The following is a 16,183-nucleotide window of genomic DNA, read 5'->3' as shown; positions in this document are numbered from 1 at the left end:
CCCTTGTCATGACAGCCAAGGACAGAGGAATGGGGACAGGGGAATGGATGAAGCGCTGTGACGGGCCGGTTTTCGGCTCTCGTTTTGAAATGACCCCGCCCGGACAATCCGGGCGGGGCGAAAAGCAGCCCCTGTGAGGCCGCAAGAGGCATCAGGCGATGCCGTGCGGATTAAAGCTCGGAGTTGGTTTCAAAGAATTCCGAAACGTGACCGCTGGCATTGGCAAGACCGTCATCGTGAGCTGCGAGAACACCGATGAAGATCGCTTTGTTCAGAGCGGTGCCGTCGTTGGCCACTTTATAGACGGCCAGATAACGTGCGTAGTTGGTATCTGGACCAGATCCAGCCCCGTCACCAAAGTGATAAGGAGCCTCATTGGTCGTGCGCCCAATGAGTTCGCTACGCTGACCAATGCCAAAGGCAACGTAAGCATCGTTGTCATTGATGAGGCTGTCTGGACGGAGCAGCGTTTCGGCAGTTGCTTCGGGGACGAAGGCAACAACGGTAGCGTCGGCCACGGCTACGTTGACACCCGAGTAGGGATTGAATGTTGGCTCAGCAGGAGATGCAGCGAGAGGCGCCACAGTCGTGATGCCAGCGGCGGTCAATGCATCCGCGCTACCTGCCACCGTGCTGAGGGCAGCAGGGTTAAGATAAGTGGTTTCGTCACCGGGCAGGTATGTCACCAGAGTGGTGCCATTAGTGAGGTTATCAAAACCCGCAGGCTGCTTGAAGTAGATCTGCTCAAACTCCTGAATGCGCTTGTTGGCTTCCGGGATGTTGGTGGATGCGGCAGCTGTGTGGGCACGCGTCAGCATGTTCGGCAACTGCGGGATGAGAATGCCCGCCAGCGCGATGAGGATGAGCAGCACGACCAGCAGTTCGATGAGCGTGAGGCCTTTGTTGTTGATGCGACGCGCGAGGCGTGTCGCGAGAGTGTTGGATACCTTCATATGTGTGTGTGGTTTGGTTGTGTTTTGAAGGGCTCCGGGTTCAAGGACCTCCGGCCTCGGGCTTTTTTCCGGCGGTGAGGTCTTCACCACCTGAAACTGGGCGCCTCAGCCCGCCCCGGTGGGCGGATCAGGGCAAAAATGGACACGAAACAGCTCCTTGCTGCGCGGGCAGCGGATCTCGATGCAATCGCCCCGGCGGACGAACAGCAGCTTCCCCGCTGAAGACCGGAACTCGCCCTCCGCCAGCGGCGTGCGCAGCCCGTCCGCCCGCTCGACGACGAGCGCGGCGTAAGGCGCGGCAGGAGTGGCTTCAGAAGGATTTTCACGAGTAGAGTTCAAGCTCGACAAGGTGGTTTGAGGTGAGGAGCTGGCAGCACTTTGCAATAGTGCTGGCCCCGTGTAATGCAAGTCTTTTGCATTAAATAACTGCGAGGTGCGCGGCTTCATTGCTGTTCTCCGCGCAGTTCGGGCACACGCCGAAGAACTCCAGCTCATGGCGCACGGCCTTCCAGCCGGTCTTCCGCGCCAGATTTTCCTCCAGCACGCGCACTTCCAGCGGTGTCTCCACCTGCTCCAGGCCGCCGCAGCTCGTGCAGACAAGGTAATCCGGGGCCGGACCAGAAGGCAGAAGCTGAAAGCACTGCGCCCGCTCCCCGAGGTTCACCCGGCGCACCACGCCGGCCTGCTCCAGCTTCAGCATCAGCCGGTAGAGGGTCACCCCATTGCGCTCCTGAAGGCTCGGGCATTCGCCCCACTCCGCCAGCGTGCGAGGTCGCGGATCGGCAGCCATCTCCCGCAGCAGGCAGACGAGGGCATGGGTGCGCTTGAAGCCCCGCTCCAGCAAGGACGCCAAAATCCCAGCCGCAGCGTCTTGCGCCTGGGAGGATGATGGAGCGGAGGCTATCGAGTTCATCATCAGCTCAGCAAAGATGGGAAAGAAGGAGTGGCCTGCTCACGGCTTGGCCGGAAGGTTCTGGCACGCGGAGCGTCTGGTCCTTGCGTGGCAAGGAGACGCAGCCAGCGCTCCGCCTCGGACGCGGGCAGCCATCTCTGGCCCTTGGGCAGGCTGGCGAGCATATTCCGGCACTCCGCGCGGTAGCCCGGCCCCATCTGCCGCCTCACCCAGGCCTCGTAACCCGCCAGCCAACCGGCAAAGAGCCGTGCGGCCGCCATGGCGTCGGCGGTGTGGTTTTGCAGCGCCTCGATCTGGTAGCGCCCCGGCACCACCGGCTCATGCAGGCGGTGCGTGGTGCAGCGCCCCTTGGTGCGGACAAAGAGGAATCCCGGACGCTGACTGCCCACCTGCGGATACCATCCGGCGCAGGCACCATGCAGTTCGATCACGCCATCCTCGTGCGTCAGGCGGTAGCAGCTCGTGCCCTTGAGGCCTGGGGAGGGCAGCTTCTCAAAACCATGCCTCAGCAGCAGGTTCCCGCCGCTCATCACATCCCTTCCCCAGAAAAACATCTGCTGCCGCAGCGCGGCGGCGAAGTCGGCCAGCAGCACCCGCTGCCTGGAGAGCGGGACTCCAGACAGAGCAGCCATGCCCGGCAATTGGAAGGCCTGTCGCGAAGGAGTCAGCGTCATTTGAGGCTTTGCTTTCATGCAATCTACTTGCAATAGAATACAAGCACATTAAATGCAATCTTTTTGCATAAACAAAACTTCTTCCCAGGCATGCGCCTCACCGTCATCTCCGGCTTTCTCGGCTCTGGCAAAACCACGCTGCTGCGCCGACTGCTGCGCATGAGCGGGGAGCTGCGCCTGGGGGTGATCGTCAATGACATGAGCGAACTCGAGGTGGACGGCGATCTCCTGCGCGATCCTGAGAATCTGAACGAGGCGCGTGGAAACTTTGCCAGCATCCAGGCGGGCAGCATCAGCGGAACCCAGCGCCCGGCCTTCGCCGCCGTGCTGGATGCCTGGCAGGGGCGGGATGACCTCGATCACATCGTCATCGAAACCTCCGGCAGCACGCATCCCTGGCCGCTGGTGGAGGAGATCAGCCAGCGCCCGGGCCTCACGCTCGACACCTTCGCCACCCTCATCGACGCGAAGGCCTTCATGGAGGATTTTGGCGGCGGTCGCCTCATCCGCGAGCTTTCGCACCCGCAGGCGCCGCTGATGCTGGCGCAGATCCAGCTCGCCGGAGTCATTCTCCTCACCAAGACCGAGCAACTGCCGCCGCCGAGCCTCCAGCTCATCGCCACGCATCTCAGTGCTCTGAATCCTCAGGCTTCGTTGTATGCGGTGAACTACGGTCGCATCTCCCCGGAGAAGCTCCTGGGCACCCGCAGCTTTGACCTTGAAAAAGCACGTCAGATCGCCGCTCAGTGGCCTGCCTTGACCGAAAATGCCGCGCAAGCAGGCGAACTCGGCAGCACCGTGATCGACGATCCACGCCCGCTGTACCCGCGCAGGCTGTGGACCTTGTTTCGCGAGCGTCTCGGCACCGGCATCCATCGCAGCAAGGGCTTCATCTGGCTCGCCTCGCGCGACCGCGATGTCCTGCTGTGGAATCAAGCCGCAGGCAGCGTCGGCATGGAGCTGACCGCTTACTGGAAAGCCGCGCTCGTCACCAATCCCGACGGCAAACTGGTCCCCGAGGAGATCGCCCTGCTCCAGGAGCAGCTCCAAGGTGCTCATCCCGTCTTCGGCGACCGCCGCTGCGAACTTACCGTCATCGGCCCGGAGCGCGACCGCGCCGTGTTCGTCCCGGAACTTCAGGAATGCTTCTGCACCGACGAAGAAATCGCCCACTGGCGCTCCGGCGGCTCCTTTGACGACCCCTGGCCGAAATCACTCCTGCGCGTCTGAGCCAACAACCCTTTCCCCATGAATACGAAAACCTCCAAACTCCCCGTCACCGTGCTTTCCGGCTTCCTCGGCGCTGGAAAGACCACGCTGCTCAATCACATCCTGCGCAATCGCGAAGGCCGAAAGGTCGCCGTGATCGTGAATGACATGAGCGAGGTCAATGTCGATGCCCAGCTCGTCAAAAGTGGCGATGCGAAGCTCTCACGCACCGAGGAAAAGATGGTCGAGATGAGCAACGGCTGCATCTGCTGCACGCTGCGCGAGGATTTGATGCAGGAAGTCGCCACGCTCGCGAAAGAAGGCCGCTTTGACTCGATCCTGATCGAATCCACCGGCGTCTCCGAACCCATGCCTGTCGCCGAGACTTTCACCTTCACCGACGACTCCGGCCGCAGCCTCAACGACCTCGCGCAGCTCGACACCATGGTCACCGTGGTCGATGCGCGGAACTTCCTCGATGACTATCACAGCACCGATGACCTCCAGGACCGCGAGATGGGCGTCACCGGCGAAGACGCCCGCACTATCGCGAATCTGCTCACCGATCAAATCGAGTTCGCCAACGTCATCCTCATCAACAAGACCGATGCCGTCAGCGCCGACGAACTCGACGAGATCCAGGGCATCGTCCGCGCTTTGAATCCGAAGGCGAAGGTCCACCTCACGCAGCGCAGCGAGGTGCCGCTCGATCGCGTGCTCGACACCGGCCTCTTCGCCATGGCGGAGGCCGAGCAATCGAAAGGCTGGCTCGACAGCCTCGGCGGCCACACGCCGGAGACGGAGGAGTATGGCATCAGCAGCTTCGTCTATCGGGCGCGGCGTCCGTTTCATCCGCAGCGCTTCCACGGCCTGCTCGGCCTGCATTGGGATGGCGTCATCCGCGCCAAAGGCATGTTCTGGCTCGCCACGCGGCATGAGATCGCCGGTTACCTCTCGCAAGCCGGCGTCTTGCGCGACACCCGCGCCATGGGCTTCTTCTGGAGCGCCGTCAGCGAATCCGAATGGCCGCAGGATGAGCAAAGCCAGGCCGAAATCCGCTCCCACATCCAAGGCGAGCACGGCGACCGCCGCACCGAACTCGTCATCATCGGCCGCGACATGGACAAAGCCACGCTCACCGCGAAATTCGACGACGCCCTCCTCACCGATGCCGAATTCGCCACCGGCCCCGAATCCTGGCGCAAGCTGCCTGATCCCTTCCCGCAGTGGCTGCCGGACGAGCCTCAGACACCGGCGCAATAAAGGTGAGACAGACACTCTTGTCTGTCCGCAGTCAGCGTGCGTGTGCCCAGTGACGCTCGTGCAGACAGGAGTGTCTATATCACACCGCGGCGACTTCCGCGCCCGCGTCTGCCTCACGCATCCTGAGTGCGCCCGGCGCTGTGCTTCTTCATCCACCGCTTCGCACACTCGCTCTGCTCGCGCGTTTCCAGGCAGCACTTCCTTCGAGCACGAATCCACTGCACCGGATCAGCGTTTGACGGGATGAAGCCCGCTTTCGCACACCACGCGACGATGAACTGCCCCGTGCGGCCGCAGCCTGCCACGCAATGCACGACCACCGGCTCGCGTGCCGCGTGATGCCGGTCCATCAAGCTCACAAACTGCTCAATTTGAGCATCCGTCGGCACGCCGTAGTCCGGCACATTGATGTGATGATACACAAACTGCTCCGGCACATCGCGCCGGTTGTCGAACTCGCAGCAGTTCACGACCGCCCGGATGTTCTGCTCCTCATAAATCTCAAACACATACGGATCAGGCCACCACGACGCCGCGATGACACCCTCCACGATCCAGGTGAAGGGCTCGGTGCGTTCAGGCTGACCTCGTTCAGGCCAGTACCAGGGGCGGATGGGTGAAGGCATGGGTTTGTCGCTCTGTTGGATTCGGTGTCGGATTTCGAGTTTCAGGTTTCAGGATCTCCTTCGTTCAGGTCCCGCAGAAGGTCTGATAGCCTTCCGTGTTGTCCGCAGGCTGGCTGAACTCCGGCGAGTCCTGCGTGTGATCAAAGGGAGATGCCAGCACGGTGAGGAGGCGGTGCATCGGATTGAGATCGCCGTGGTGCGACGCGGCGGCCAGCGCCTCCTCGACCTTGTGATTGCGGGGAATGAAGGCGGGATTGCTCCGCCTCATCAATGTGACGGCTTCATCGGTGGACTGCGGCTGCCGCTGGAGCCTTTCACGCCATCGCGCGTGCCATTCCGGTGATCCGCCGAGGCCACGGGTGAGATCGCGGAAGGTGTTGGTGAAGTCCGCCTTCGTCTCGTTCATCCAGTCGAGCAGGGACTCGATCAGAGCCGCGTCGTCGTCCTCGTCGGTGCAGAGCCCCAGCTTCGCCCGCATTCCAGCGAGCCAGTGGTGCTTGAAACGGCCCTCGAACGTCTCGATCAGCCCGTTCGCGATCTCCACCGCCTTCTTCTCATCCTCGTGAAACAGCGGCAGCGTGGCCTCCGCCAGCCGGGCGAGGTTCCACTGTGCGATGCGGGGCTGGTTCCCGTAGGCGTAGCGGCCGTGGCGGTCGATGGAGCTGAAGACCGTGGCCGGATCGTAGGCATCCATGAATGCGCAGGGGCCATAATCGATCGTTTCACCGCTGAGGGCCATGTTGTCCGTGTTCATCACGCCGTGAATGAAGCCGACATGCATCCACTGCGCGATCAGCCGGGCCTGCCGCTCCATCACGGCTTCAAAGAACTCGGTGTGGCCGCCCTCCAGCTCCGGGTCATGCCGCTGCCGTGTGTGATCGGCCAGCGCCCGCAGCGCTTCTTTGTCCCCACGGGCTGCCGCATACTCAAAGGTGCCCACACGGATGTGGCTGGCCGCCACCCGGGTCAGCACCGCGCCGGGCAGGCCGCCATCCTGCCGCCAGACGGTCTCACCCGTCGTGGCCACGGCCAGACTGCGTGTGGTCGGGATGCCGAGCGCGTGCATCGCCTCGCTGATGATGTGTTCCCGCAGCATCGGCCCCAGCGCCGCGCGGCCATCCCCACGACGCGAAAACGGCGTCGGCCCCGGGCCTTTGAGCTGGATGTCGAAGCGGTCGCCCTGCGGGGTGATCTGCTCCCCCAGGAGGATCGCCCGCCCATCCCCCAGCATGGTGAAATGCACGTATTGATGGCCCGCGTAGGCCTGCGCCAGCGGCTCCGCTCCAGGTGGCAGCGAATTGCCGGCAAACAGGGCCGCGTCATTCAGCAAGCTGGCGTCGAGGCCCAGGGATTCCGCCAGAGGCGCGTTGAGCACCACCATCCGCGGCTCACGCACAGGCGTGGGCATGAGGCTCACATGAAATGCCTGCGGCAGCCGCGCATAGGAGTGCTCCAGACGCCATCCGGCGGGTGAGGTGGGAAGGTCTGCGGAATCAGGCATGACGATGCTGTAGCGCGGGATTTCCATTTCGCGAAATCGGACTCATCCAGCCTGGCCGCACCGCCTTTCAGTGCGAAGCTGCCGCCGCATGGCCGCCAGACGCACTTCTAAACCCCAACGCACCGCCCGCCCGACGGCGATGACGGACGCTCCAGCCGATCTGAGGCAGATCCAGGACGTCCTGGGCAAGGTGCAGATCGCGATCGCGGACTACCTGAAATCAGGCGCACCTCTCCAGATCACGCTGAACCCGGTCGAGATTCTCTCGGCCATCGAGGCGGCGATACGCGAGGCTGACGGGCAGCCCAGCCCGTGGCCGGATGGTGCTGACGCGCGCACATTTTTCATCCACGGTCTGTACGACGATCTCGTCCAGCAGCCGAGCAACATCTTTGAGACCAAGCTCTTTCCCGACGGCACGGAACGCTACATCCCGATCAGCCGGGCCACGTGGAAGGCCTGCCTCGAACGGCTGAAGGCGACGGTCGTCGAGGGCGGGCGCAAAATCGGTGCCAGGAAGGCCAGGTAGCCCGTCTCTGGCCGCTACGACCACATCTTCCGGTCCAAGGTGCGGTAGCTGATGGCCTCGAGAACGTGATCGGCGATGATGTTTTCCATCCCGGCGAGATCGGCGAGCGTGCGGGCGACCTTCAGGATGCGGTCATGAGCGCGGGCGCTGAAATTCATCTCCGCCATCGCGTGTTCGAGGCAGCCGGCGGCCTCGGAGTCGAGTTCGCAGTGCTTTTTGATCAGACGCGGGGTCATGCTGCTGTTGGTGTGAACGCCAACGTGTTTCGCAAAACGCTCCTGCTGCACCTGCCGGGCCGTTTCGACGCGTTGACGCACGTGTTGGGATGATTCGCCGCCATCGTGACTGGCGAGCGCCTTGTAATCCACGAGCGGGACTTCCACATGCAGATCGATGCGATCCAGAAGCGGGCCGCTGATGCGCTGGCGGTAACGTTGGATCACCGGCGGGCCGCAACGGCACTCGCGTTTGAGATCGCCGTAATAACCGCACGGGCATGGATTCATGGCGGCCACGAGCATGAACTGCGCGGGAAAGGTGACGCTGCCCACGGCGCGTGAAATGGTGACCTTGCCGTCTTCCAAAGGCTGGCGCAGCACCTCCAGCGTGCTGCGGCGGAATTCCGGCAGTTCATCAAGAAACAGAACGCCGTTGTGCGCCAGCGAGACCTCGCCAGGCCCCGGATTGGAGCCGCCGCCGAGCAAACCGGCATCGCTGATGGTGTGATGGGGCGAACGGAACGGCCGCGTGGCGACGAAGGCGTTCGTTTCGGTCAGCAGGCCGCCTGCGCTGTGTATTTTGGTCGTTTCGATCGCCTCCTCCTCACTCATGCCCGGCATGATGGTGGCGATGCGCTTGGCGATCATCGATTTGCCCGTTCCAGGCGGCCCGATCATCAAAATGTTGTGACCGCCGGCCACGGCGACCTCGATGGCGCGTTTCGCATCCGACTGGCCCTTCACATCGGAGAAGTCGATGTCGTAATGCGACGCGGCGGAGAAGAATTCCGTGGCACGGCAGGGCTCCGGGGCGATTTCGATGTCGCTTTTGAGGTAATCGACGGCCTCACGCAGGTTGGCGACGCCGATGATGTCGATGCCTGCGACGACGCTGGCCTCCACGGCGGCCCGTTTGGGCACCAGCAGCCGTTTGCGGCCACGGGCGCGTGCCTCCAACGCGATGGCCAGCAAACCGCGCACGGGCCGAAGCTCGCCATTGAGGGCGAGTTCGCCCGTCATGGCCGTTTCACTGAGCACGGCGATGGGAATGCGCGCACGATGAGCGATGAGGGAGATGGCGATGGGCAGATCGAAGCCGGGGCCTTCTTTTTTGAGGTCGGCCGGGGCGAGGTTCACGGTGGTGACGCCGTCGTTCATCAAAAAGCCGCTGCTGCTGATGGCGGCGGTGACGCGTTCGCGGCTTTCCTTCACGCTGGCATCCGGGAGGCCGACGATGATCATCCGGGGATTGCCGCCGCCATCGTGTGACTCGACCTCGATCTCGACGGCGTTGACGCCAACCAAGGTGGCAGAGTATGTGCGGGCGACCATTGCGCGCCATTATTCAAAAGCGCCCGGGTGCTGCAAGCAGGGTTTTTCACGCGGACGCCGGCTGGCACGGCTCAGCGATTTCCCTCAGACCAGCGGATGGCGAAGTAGGCCAGCTCGCCGGGGTCGGTCATGCCGAGCTTTGAGCGGATGTTCATCTTGTGAACGTCCACGGTCTTGGTGCTGATCTTGAGCGCCTCGGCGATGTGGGCGGTGTTCCGCCCCTGGCCGATGAGCAGGAAGATCTCGAACTCGCGGTCGCTGAGATCGGAGATGCTGTCGTGCGTCTTCATCGGCGTGCCGGAGGAGAAGGCCTTGAGGATTTCCTCGGACATCTCATCGCTGACGGCGATGCCGCCGGCCACCACACGGTGCAGGGCCTGCTCCAGCGTCTTCTGCGGGGCGTTTTTCATGAGGTAGCCCCGTGCGCCAGCCTTCAACACGCGCTGGGCGTAGAGCTTCTCATCGTGCATGGAGATGGCCAGCATCGGCAGCTTCGGATAGAGCAGCCGCAGATCCTTGATCAGCTCGAGGCCGGAGCGGTCCGGCAGGGAGATGTCCACCATGAGCACATCCGGCGTGTCCTCCTCCGCCTTGCGGGTGGCCTCGGCGGCGGTGACGGCGGTCCAGGCGCAGGTCATCTCCGGGTGATGCTGGAGAAACAGGCGCACGCCTTCCCGCATCATGGTGTGGTCATCGACGACAGCCACGCGGATTTTCGCCGGTTGAGTATCTGGCTTCATCAGGCCATCAAGGTTCGGGATCAAAACGGCGTCAACCGTGGATGTGCGAGGGCATCAGGAATTGTGCCGGCGGATGCGCACGATGCTGATGACGAAGCCGGATTCCTCCGTGCGTTCCAAGGTGGCGCGGAGGGCGTGCAGACGCTGCCGCATCAGCACCAGGCCCATGCCTGCCTCACGACCGGCGGGCGGTTCCTGGAAGGGTGTGCCATCGTGAATGACGGTGAGGACGACATCGCCATTTTCCAAAGATGAGTTGATGCTCATGGATGTGGGCCTGGAATGCTTGCAGGCGTTCACGACGAGCTCCTGCGTCACACGGAAGAGGAGTTCGCGTTCGGAGACGCCGAGCACCTCCTCCACCCTTTCATCGACCTCGACCGCGCAGGGCACCTGAAACGAGGTGCGGGTGAACTGCGACAGCTTCGCCAGCGCGTGAGACAGGCCGAGAGAGTCGAGCCCCGTCGGCGAAAGGCCGTGCGCCATGGCCCGGGCGGCGGTGACCGCCTCCTGGAGCTCGCTGACGACTTCGCGCGCGAGTTCCGCGGCCTCGGCCCCGCCGCGTGCGGCGAGATTGAGCATCACCTCCGTCTTCATCTTCGTGGCGGAAAGGCGCTGGCAGAGGTCGTCGTGCAGATCACCGCCGATCCGGCGGCGTTCCTGCTCCGCGGCATTGAGCGCGAGTTTTTCCGCGGCCGTGAGGCGCTGGATCGCGCCGTCGAACTCCCGCGAGATCACCGAGAGCTCGTCCTTGCCGCGGAGGGGCAGTCCTTCGCGTCCGCTGGTGCCCACAGCTCCCACCTGGCGCACGAGTTCACGCACACGCCGTCCGACGACCTCGTCGAGCGCGAACCACAGCAGCAGCGTCAAGGCGAGCAGGAAACACGCGTGGCGCACGGACTCATGCCAGGCCTCGTCCCGGACCTGCATGAAGAGCAAGGCCGGATCGTAGCGCAGCAGGACGACCGCCCTGCCGCTCGTGTCGTAGCCTTCGAAAAACGGAGCGGCGACGATGTATTTGGTCTTGTCCTCGTTCCAGGTGAGCACGGTGGTCATGCGCTCCATCGCATCGAGCGCCCGGCGCCATTCCACGGCCAGCGGAGTGTCAGAAACCGACAGCCCCCGCCATTGCAACTGGGTGGAGCAGCGGATGAGGCCGTCCCGGCCGCAAACCACCCCGATCTCGACATCCTTCGACAACGAGGCGTAGGCCATTTCAAGTTCAGCGGCCCGCTCCTGCTGGCGACGCGACAGATGCTGAAGGACGCCGGAAAGACGGCTGCCCGTGTCGGCGGCCTCCTCCTCCAGACGGGCCAGCCTCTGGTCCGCGAGCCATTTCTGGGTCCGTGCGTGATTGAGCAGGATCGTCAGGCAGCCGAAAAGCAGCACGATGCCGGAAATCTTCTTCTGGATCGACTGCGGAACTCTCATGGCAGCACCTCCTCAAGGAACGTCGGGTCGATCCACTCCTGATCGGGCGGCCGGGCCTGCAGCAATCCCATCCGCAGCATCTGATCGCACAGCTTTTCAGCCATCACGCCGAGCCTCGGTGTGTCTCCTGTGAGCAGATCGCGATTGGCCGCCGGATCGACCGGTGTCCACAGTTTGAGCGCGTCATAAAAAGCGGCGGCACCGGTCTTTTCGCGACGCAGGACCAGCTCCAGGCCGGAAAACCGGCTGCCGCTCCTCACGACCGGCACCATCTCGATCTGTGCTTTTAACAGGGCCGCAAGCTGGCCGCCCGCATGATCGCAGGCGTCTTGAGAAGCAACCATCACCCGCATCACAGGCAGCGGCAGTTGCCGCGAGTCAAAGATGGCGCGCATGCCATTGCTGCGGAGCCGGCCCGCCAAGGGTTCGGAAGCGACCACGGCATCGACCAGGCCGTCGGCGAATGCCTGCTCCATCTCCGGATGAGTGAGCGGCACCGCCCGCACATCATTCATGGTCATGCCCGCGCCTTCCAGGGCGCTCATCAGGATCCACGCACCCACCCCGCGGATGTCCACGCCCACACGCCTTCCCTGCAAGGCCTTCACCGTCGCGATGTCCTCCCGCGCCAGGATGGCATCCGCTCCAGTCGATTCGTCCAGCACCATCAAGACACGCAAATCCTGGCCTGCCTCCCGCATGCGCAGCACGGCATCGAGCGTCACCACGGCCACATCGGCGGCTCCGTTCCCCAGGGCACGCATGGCGGCGGACGACCAGGGCAGCTCGATGAATTGAAACTCCGCCGCCGGCAGCATGCCACGCGCATGGGCCACCACGATCGCCTCAGCGCCCGGCCACAAACCGGGGGAAACCCTCAAGCGCCGCCCCTTGTCCTGCCTGGGCAGCCAGAAGGCGGTCAACACCAGCGCCAGCGCCCCTGACAGAACCACGAGACGTTTCACGAAGTGTTCGGCGAGTTTCATCAGAGATGTCGATGGTTTCAACGAGCTCCCCGAAGAGGCTCATGCGGCCGCTGCAAGGAACTGACTGGACTACGGACACAAAACCCCGCCGCGGCGGAAAACTCACCGCCGCTTCTTCTTCCGGCCGGTCATGATGCCGCGTGCCTTGTCTTCCTCGTCGAGCACGGTGGTGTACTTGTAGTTGAAGCCTTCGAGCTTCTTGCGCGGGATCTTCTGGCTGATGAGACGCTCGATGGAGGCCACATTCATGATCTCGTCGGCAGCGAAGAGCGTGAAGGCATCGCCTTCCTTCTGCGCACGGCCGGTGCGGCCGATGCGGTGGACGTAGTCCTCGCTGTGCTCCGGAACCATGTAGTTGATGACGTGGGTGACGCCGCTGACATCGAGGCCGCGCGCTGCGAGGTCGGTGGCGACGATGATCTCAAACTCGCCGCTGCGGAAGCCTTGCAGGGCCTTTTCACGATCCTTCTGGCCGATGTCGCTGTGCATGACGGCGACTTTGTATTCACCGGTCTGCTGGATGGCACTGAAGAGCTTGTCCGCCTGCACCTTGGTGCGGGTGAAGATCATCATGCTGTCGAAGTGCGTCTGCTTGAGGATGGCGAGGAGCAACTCCTCACGCTGATCGCCGGCGACCGGATACATGTAGTGGCTGACGGTCTCCGCAGCGGAGAAGCGGATGCCCACCTCGACGCTTTCGGGGTCCTTCAGCGCGAAATCCGCGAGGCTCTTGATCTGCGGCGGCATGGTGGCGCTGAAAAACAGCGTCTGGCGCGCACTTGGCGTCTTTTCGACGATGCGGCGCACGTCCGGCAGGAAGCCCATGTCGAGCATGCGGTCCACTTCATCGAGAATCAGCACCTCGACGTCACGCAGATCCGCGATGCCTTCCTGCATGAAGTCGAGCAGCCGGCCCGGAGTGGCCACCACGACGTCAACGCCCTGCTGCAGGCCCTTGCGCTGCTTTTCGTAGCCGACACCGCCGTGCACGAGCAAAACGCGCAGACCCGTGTGCTTGCCATACTTCTCAAACTGCTCGACGACCTGGGCCGCAAGCTCCCGCACGGGCTCCAGCACGAGGCAGCGGAACTTCCCGGGCGGCCCCAGGCGGGTGATGGTCGGCAGCGCGAAGGCGGCCGTCTTCCCGGTGCCGGTTTGGGAGGCACCGACGACGTCCCTGCCGGTCAAAATGATCGGGATGGACTTTTCCTGGATGGTGGTCGGCTTTTCATAGCCCGTCTCACGCACCGCGGCCAGAACGGCCGGTGAGAGGCCCAGCACTTCCCAGTTCGGCGGATACGGGCCTTCTGGCACAGGCGGCGGAGGAGGAGGCGCCACCGGGGCATGATTTTCACGGACGGGTTTGGCCTTTTCCTCGCGCGGGCCGCGGTCACGGCGTTCGCCGCGGTCACGTCCGCCACGTGGCGGGCGGTCTCCACGGTCCCTGCGTTCTCCACGTGGGCGGTCTTCGCGCTTTTCGGGGCGGTCACCACGCGGCTTGTGCTCGCCACGGTGCGGTTCGTGCGGCCGCTTGTGGGCGTGCATCGTGGCCGGATGGTCGTGGGCGTGCTCCTTGGCGGCCGGTTTTTTCCCCTTGTCGAGACGCAGCACCTTTTTGAGGCCGGATTTGAGACGGCTGAGCAGCGAAGGCTTTTTCGGGGCGTGGTCGGAGCGGCGGTGGGTGGTCACAAGCGTGTCGGGAGAATGAGGGCGAGCCTATCGGCCAGTTTGCCAGACAATGCAAACCCGCATCCGGCCGCCCCCTGGGCGGTGTTTGAAAACCTGTTTGGAAGTCGCGGAGCGACGAACGTGCCGTAGCCCGGCCTTTCAAGGCAGGGGACAGCAAACGGCCCCCCAAGGCATCCGGTGTCGCAGAGCGACACGCGAACCTGGCGCGTCGAGAGGAACGGGTTCGGGCGTCGCGCTGCGACGCCGGTCATGGCTCAACACGATCACCCGCATCTCTCCCGGCCTTCAAAGGCCGGGCTACGAGACGGCTGCCGCTCTGCGGCAGAAGTTTTCAATCACGGCCTCAGAGCCGCATGGCGTAATGCACCTGCCGGCCCACCTCCTCGAACCCGCAGCTCGGGTAAAGGTGCTGGCCGATCGCGTTGGAGGCCATCGTCTCGATCTGTGCCAGCTTCATGCCCTGGGCGCGCATGTAATCCACCGCATGGTTGATCAAACGCCGCCCCAGGCCCAGGCCGCGGGCCTCCTCCACCACGGCCAGGTTCGGGATGCGGCCCTTGCCGTTCACCCGGTCGAGCCGGATTGTGATGTATCCCAGGATCTCGCCACCGCGTTCGGCCACAAAGCAGCCCTCCGCTCCCTGGGCCACGTCGTCATCAATGTGATCCGCCTTCCGCGCCTTCCAGTCCCGCCCGTTCCACACCCCGAATTTGTGCTCCAGCATCTGCTCCAGAGCCACGCTGCCAAACGATTCCACGGTGATGCGGCGGAGATCCGGCAAGTCGGTGGCGCGGAAGGGGCGGATGAGGATCGGAGAGTCTTCCATGAGGTCAGATCGGGCTTCGGTTGGGCGGCATTGTGTGTCCCCTGCTCCCAGAGGCAAGGAATTCAATGATTTGAGTGGCACGCGTCTTGCGAAAGTTACAGAGGACGGGTATTTTGAGACCGGACGACAATAATTCACTGTTGCGAATATCTTGGTTTGTATCATTCTTCTGAAGCATGTTGTTTTTTGACTGGACTCCCGAATCACGTGCCTGCACCCGCCTGTTGAAGGTCGCGGTCGCCGTCATGCTCGCCGGCAGTCTCTGCCAGTGCACCTCTTCCAAACCGAAGGGTGATGTGGTCGTCAGCGTCAAGGACCAGAAGCTGGGCATCTACGGCACCGATGGCAAGCTGGCCAAAAAGTACGTCATTTCGACCTCCAAGTTCGGTCTGGGCGACCAGCGCGGCAGCAACCGCACCCCCCTCGGCACCCATGAGATCGTCGCCAAAATCGGCCACGGCCTGCCTGCGGGTGCCGTGCTCAAGAGCCGCCGCTGGAATGGCGAGGTGCTCAAACCCAATGCCCCGGGCCGCGATCCGATCGTCTCCCGCATCCTCTGGCTGAAAGGCACGGAAAAAACCAACCAGAACGCCTTCAACCGCTTCATCTACATCCACGGCACGCCCGAGGAAAACCGCCTCGGCCAGCCTGCCAGCTACGGCTGCGTGCGCATGGGCATGAAGGACGTCGTCGATCTCTTCAACACCGTGGACGTCGGAGCCAAGGTCGTCATCACCAAGGACCACCTGCCACGGGGCGCCCCCGACAAGGCAGACGACGGCTCTCCCGCCACGGTCGCACCGGACGCCAGCGCCTCCGGCCAGCCCATTGAAATCGCCAGGATCCTGCCGTCCGAAGGCGAAAAGAAGCGCGCCGAGGAAAACGCTGCCAAATCCAAGACCAGCGACAAGGCCGGACCCGAAAAACCCGCCCCCGCCTCCAGGAAGACCAAGGCGGATGCCAAGGTCGCTGGAAAAACCTCCTCAAGGACCAAAGGCCGGGCCTGATCTCAGTCCCGCAGGATTTCAAACGACGGCAGATCGCCCAAGTGGGACGGATTCGTCTCCTGCTTCATCCGGCGCATCACCTCCAGCGCACGCGGATCGATCACCACCCGCTGCTTGTGAACGCCCGCCGTCTGGACGTCCCCCTCAATCCAGCGCGGTGAATCGCGAAACGCCGCCTGCGACGGGAAATAGACCGCCGTGCGGCCCACATTCTCATCGATCAGGTCAACGAGGACGTGCACGCCTGCTTTGACGGGCGGCGATTCGTCCCAGGTGGATAGGTTGG

At 63.4% G+C, this 16,183-nt stretch carries 17 protein-coding genes; 4 read left to right on the top strand and 13 right to left on the bottom strand.

Translation table 11 applies throughout. The annotated features are described in order from the left end of the window. Positions 1-170 precede the first annotated feature (170 nt). From IAE77_RS24970 to IAE77_RS24955, 4 genes are all read right to left on the bottom strand, one after another. Positions 171-953: a prepilin-type N-terminal cleavage/methylation domain-containing protein gene (locus IAE77_RS24970; protein WP_294232552.1), complete on the bottom strand. Its 783-nt coding sequence runs from the start codon at positions 951-953 to the stop codon at positions 171-173. 105 nt (positions 954-1,058) lie between these two features. After that, the gene (locus IAE77_RS24965) at positions 1,059-1,292 is read right to left on the bottom strand and encodes a hypothetical protein (protein WP_294232551.1); all 234 of its coding nucleotides are present in this window, start codon (positions 1,290-1,292) and stop codon (positions 1,059-1,061) included. Between the two features lie 79 nt (positions 1,293-1,371). Then, entirely contained in the window at positions 1,372-1,866 is a 495-nt protein-coding gene (locus tag IAE77_RS24960) for a transcriptional repressor (RefSeq protein WP_294232550.1), read from the bottom strand. Between the two features lie 2 nt (positions 1,867-1,868). Beyond that, positions 1,869-2,498: a hypothetical protein gene (locus IAE77_RS24955; protein WP_294232549.1), complete on the bottom strand. Its 630-nt coding sequence runs from the start codon at positions 2,496-2,498 to the stop codon at positions 1,869-1,871. Between the two features lie 132 nt (positions 2,499-2,630). On the opposite strand from IAE77_RS24955, the gene IAE77_RS24950 reads away from it, so the two are divergent. Both IAE77_RS24950 and zigA read left to right on the top strand, forming a co-directional pair. Beyond that, entirely contained in the window at positions 2,631-3,770 is a 1,140-nt protein-coding gene (locus IAE77_RS24950) for a GTP-binding protein (RefSeq protein ID WP_294232548.1), read from the top strand. Between the two features lie 18 nt (positions 3,771-3,788). Next, entirely contained in the window at positions 3,789-5,012 is a 1,224-nt protein-coding gene (gene zigA / locus IAE77_RS24945) for a zinc metallochaperone GTPase ZigA (RefSeq protein ID WP_294232547.1), read from the top strand. 113 nt (positions 5,013-5,125) lie between these two features. On the opposite strand, the gene IAE77_RS24940 is transcribed toward zigA, so the two are convergent. Further along, entirely contained in the window at positions 5,126-5,638 is a 513-nt protein-coding gene (locus IAE77_RS24940) for a protein-tyrosine phosphatase family protein (protein WP_294232545.1), read from the bottom strand. A 64-nt stretch (positions 5,639-5,702) separates the two neighbouring features. Further along, complete coding sequence (locus IAE77_RS24935; RefSeq protein ID WP_294232544.1) at positions 5,703-7,139, bottom strand: protein adenylyltransferase SelO; 1,437 nt, start codon at positions 7,137-7,139, stop codon at positions 5,703-5,705. An 88-nt stretch (positions 7,140-7,227) separates the two neighbouring features. Here IAE77_RS24935 and IAE77_RS24930 point away from each other — a divergent pair, with 88 nt between their 5' ends. Further along, a complete protein-coding gene (locus IAE77_RS24930; RefSeq protein ID WP_294232542.1) occupies positions 7,228-7,668 on the top strand; it encodes a hypothetical protein in 441 nt (146 codons plus the stop codon). A gap of 14 nt (positions 7,669-7,682) precedes the next feature. Here the strand turns inward: IAE77_RS24930 and IAE77_RS24925 are convergent, their stop codons facing one another. The 6 genes from IAE77_RS24925 to IAE77_RS24900 form a co-directional block, all read right to left on the bottom strand. Continuing rightward, on the bottom strand, positions 7,683-9,191 hold the full coding sequence (locus IAE77_RS24925; protein ID WP_294232540.1) for a YifB family Mg chelatase-like AAA ATPase: 1,509 nt from the start codon (positions 9,189-9,191) through the stop codon (positions 7,683-7,685). A 98-nt stretch (positions 9,192-9,289) separates the two neighbouring features. Then, positions 9,290-9,958 carry a response regulator transcription factor gene (locus IAE77_RS24920; protein ID WP_294232538.1) on the bottom strand — a complete coding sequence of 223 codons (669 nt, stop codon included), beginning with the start codon at positions 9,956-9,958 and terminating at the stop codon, positions 9,290-9,292. A 54-nt stretch (positions 9,959-10,012) separates the two neighbouring features. After that, complete coding sequence (locus tag IAE77_RS24915; RefSeq protein WP_294232535.1) at positions 10,013-11,389, bottom strand: histidine kinase; 1,377 nt, start codon at positions 11,387-11,389, stop codon at positions 10,013-10,015. Further along, positions 11,386-12,375 carry an ABC transporter substrate-binding protein gene (locus IAE77_RS24910; protein ID WP_294232533.1) on the bottom strand — a complete coding sequence of 330 codons (990 nt, stop codon included), beginning with the start codon at positions 12,373-12,375 and terminating at the stop codon, positions 11,386-11,388. Before IAE77_RS24910 ends, IAE77_RS24915 begins: the two co-directional genes overlap by 4 nt. Before the next feature lie 102 nt (positions 12,376-12,477). Beyond that, positions 12,478-14,064, bottom strand: coding sequence for a DEAD/DEAH box helicase (locus tag IAE77_RS24905; RefSeq protein WP_294232531.1), 1,587 nt, complete (start codon positions 14,062-14,064; stop codon positions 12,478-12,480). Between the two features lie 343 nt (positions 14,065-14,407). Further along, the gene (locus IAE77_RS24900) at positions 14,408-14,890 is read right to left on the bottom strand and encodes a GNAT family N-acetyltransferase (RefSeq protein ID WP_294232529.1); all 483 of its coding nucleotides are present in this window, start codon (positions 14,888-14,890) and stop codon (positions 14,408-14,410) included. Positions 14,891-15,066: 176 nt separating this feature from the next. Between IAE77_RS24900 and IAE77_RS24895 the strand changes: the two genes are divergently transcribed. Next, entirely contained in the window at positions 15,067-15,897 is an 831-nt protein-coding gene (locus tag IAE77_RS24895) for a L,D-transpeptidase (RefSeq protein ID WP_294232527.1), read from the top strand. A 2-nt stretch (positions 15,898-15,899) separates the two neighbouring features. Here the strand turns inward: IAE77_RS24895 and IAE77_RS24890 are convergent. Beyond that, positions 15,900-16,183, bottom strand: a 284-nt coding sequence (locus tag IAE77_RS24890) for a hypothetical protein (protein WP_294232525.1), incomplete at its 5' end; no start/stop codon positions are given.

The organism is Prosthecobacter sp. (genome assembly GCF_014879935.1).
Taxonomy (GTDB): domain Bacteria; phylum Verrucomicrobiota; class Verrucomicrobiia; order Verrucomicrobiales; family Verrucomicrobiaceae; genus Prosthecobacter.
This window is presented reverse-complemented; position numbering and strand designations above follow the sequence as displayed.

What these genes read in the sequence shown, in the direction of transcription:
- IAE77_RS24970 (WP_294232552.1), bottom strand. Translation starts at nt 953, where the DNA reads ATGAAGGTATCCAACACTCTCGCGACACGCCTCGCGCGTCGCATCAAC.
- IAE77_RS24960 (WP_294232550.1), bottom strand. Translation starts at nt 1,866, where the DNA reads ATGAACTCGATAGCCTCCGCTCCATCATCCTCCCAGGCGCAAGACGCT.
- IAE77_RS24955 (WP_294232549.1), bottom strand. Translation starts at nt 2,498, where the DNA reads ATGGCTGCTCTGTCTGGAGTCCCGCTCTCCAGGCAGCGGGTGCTGCTG.
- IAE77_RS24950 (WP_294232548.1), top strand. Translation starts at nt 2,631, where the DNA reads ATGCGCCTCACCGTCATCTCCGGCTTTCTCGGCTCTGGCAAAACCACG.
- zigA (WP_294232547.1), top strand. Translation starts at nt 3,789, where the DNA reads ATGAATACGAAAACCTCCAAACTCCCCGTCACCGTGCTTTCCGGCTTC.
- IAE77_RS24940 (WP_294232545.1), bottom strand. Translation starts at nt 5,638, where the DNA reads ATGCCTTCACCCATCCGCCCCTGGTACTGGCCTGAACGAGGTCAGCCT.
- IAE77_RS24935 (WP_294232544.1), bottom strand. Translation starts at nt 7,139, where the DNA reads ATGCCTGATTCCGCAGACCTTCCCACCTCACCCGCCGGATGGCGTCTG.
- IAE77_RS24930 (WP_294232542.1), top strand. Translation starts at nt 7,228, where the DNA reads ATGGCCGCCAGACGCACTTCTAAACCCCAACGCACCGCCCGCCCGACG.
- IAE77_RS24920 (WP_294232538.1), bottom strand. Translation starts at nt 9,958, where the DNA reads ATGAAGCCAGATACTCAACCGGCGAAAATCCGCGTGGCTGTCGTCGAT.
- IAE77_RS24915 (WP_294232535.1), bottom strand. Translation starts at nt 11,389, where the DNA reads ATGAGAGTTCCGCAGTCGATCCAGAAGAAGATTTCCGGCATCGTGCTG.
- IAE77_RS24910 (WP_294232533.1), bottom strand. Translation starts at nt 12,375, where the DNA reads ATGAAACTCGCCGAACACTTCGTGAAACGTCTCGTGGTTCTGTCAGGG.
- IAE77_RS24900 (WP_294232529.1), bottom strand. Translation starts at nt 14,890, where the DNA reads ATGGAAGACTCTCCGATCCTCATCCGCCCCTTCCGCGCCACCGACTTG.
- IAE77_RS24895 (WP_294232527.1), top strand. Translation starts at nt 15,067, where the DNA reads ATGTTGTTTTTTGACTGGACTCCCGAATCACGTGCCTGCACCCGCCTG.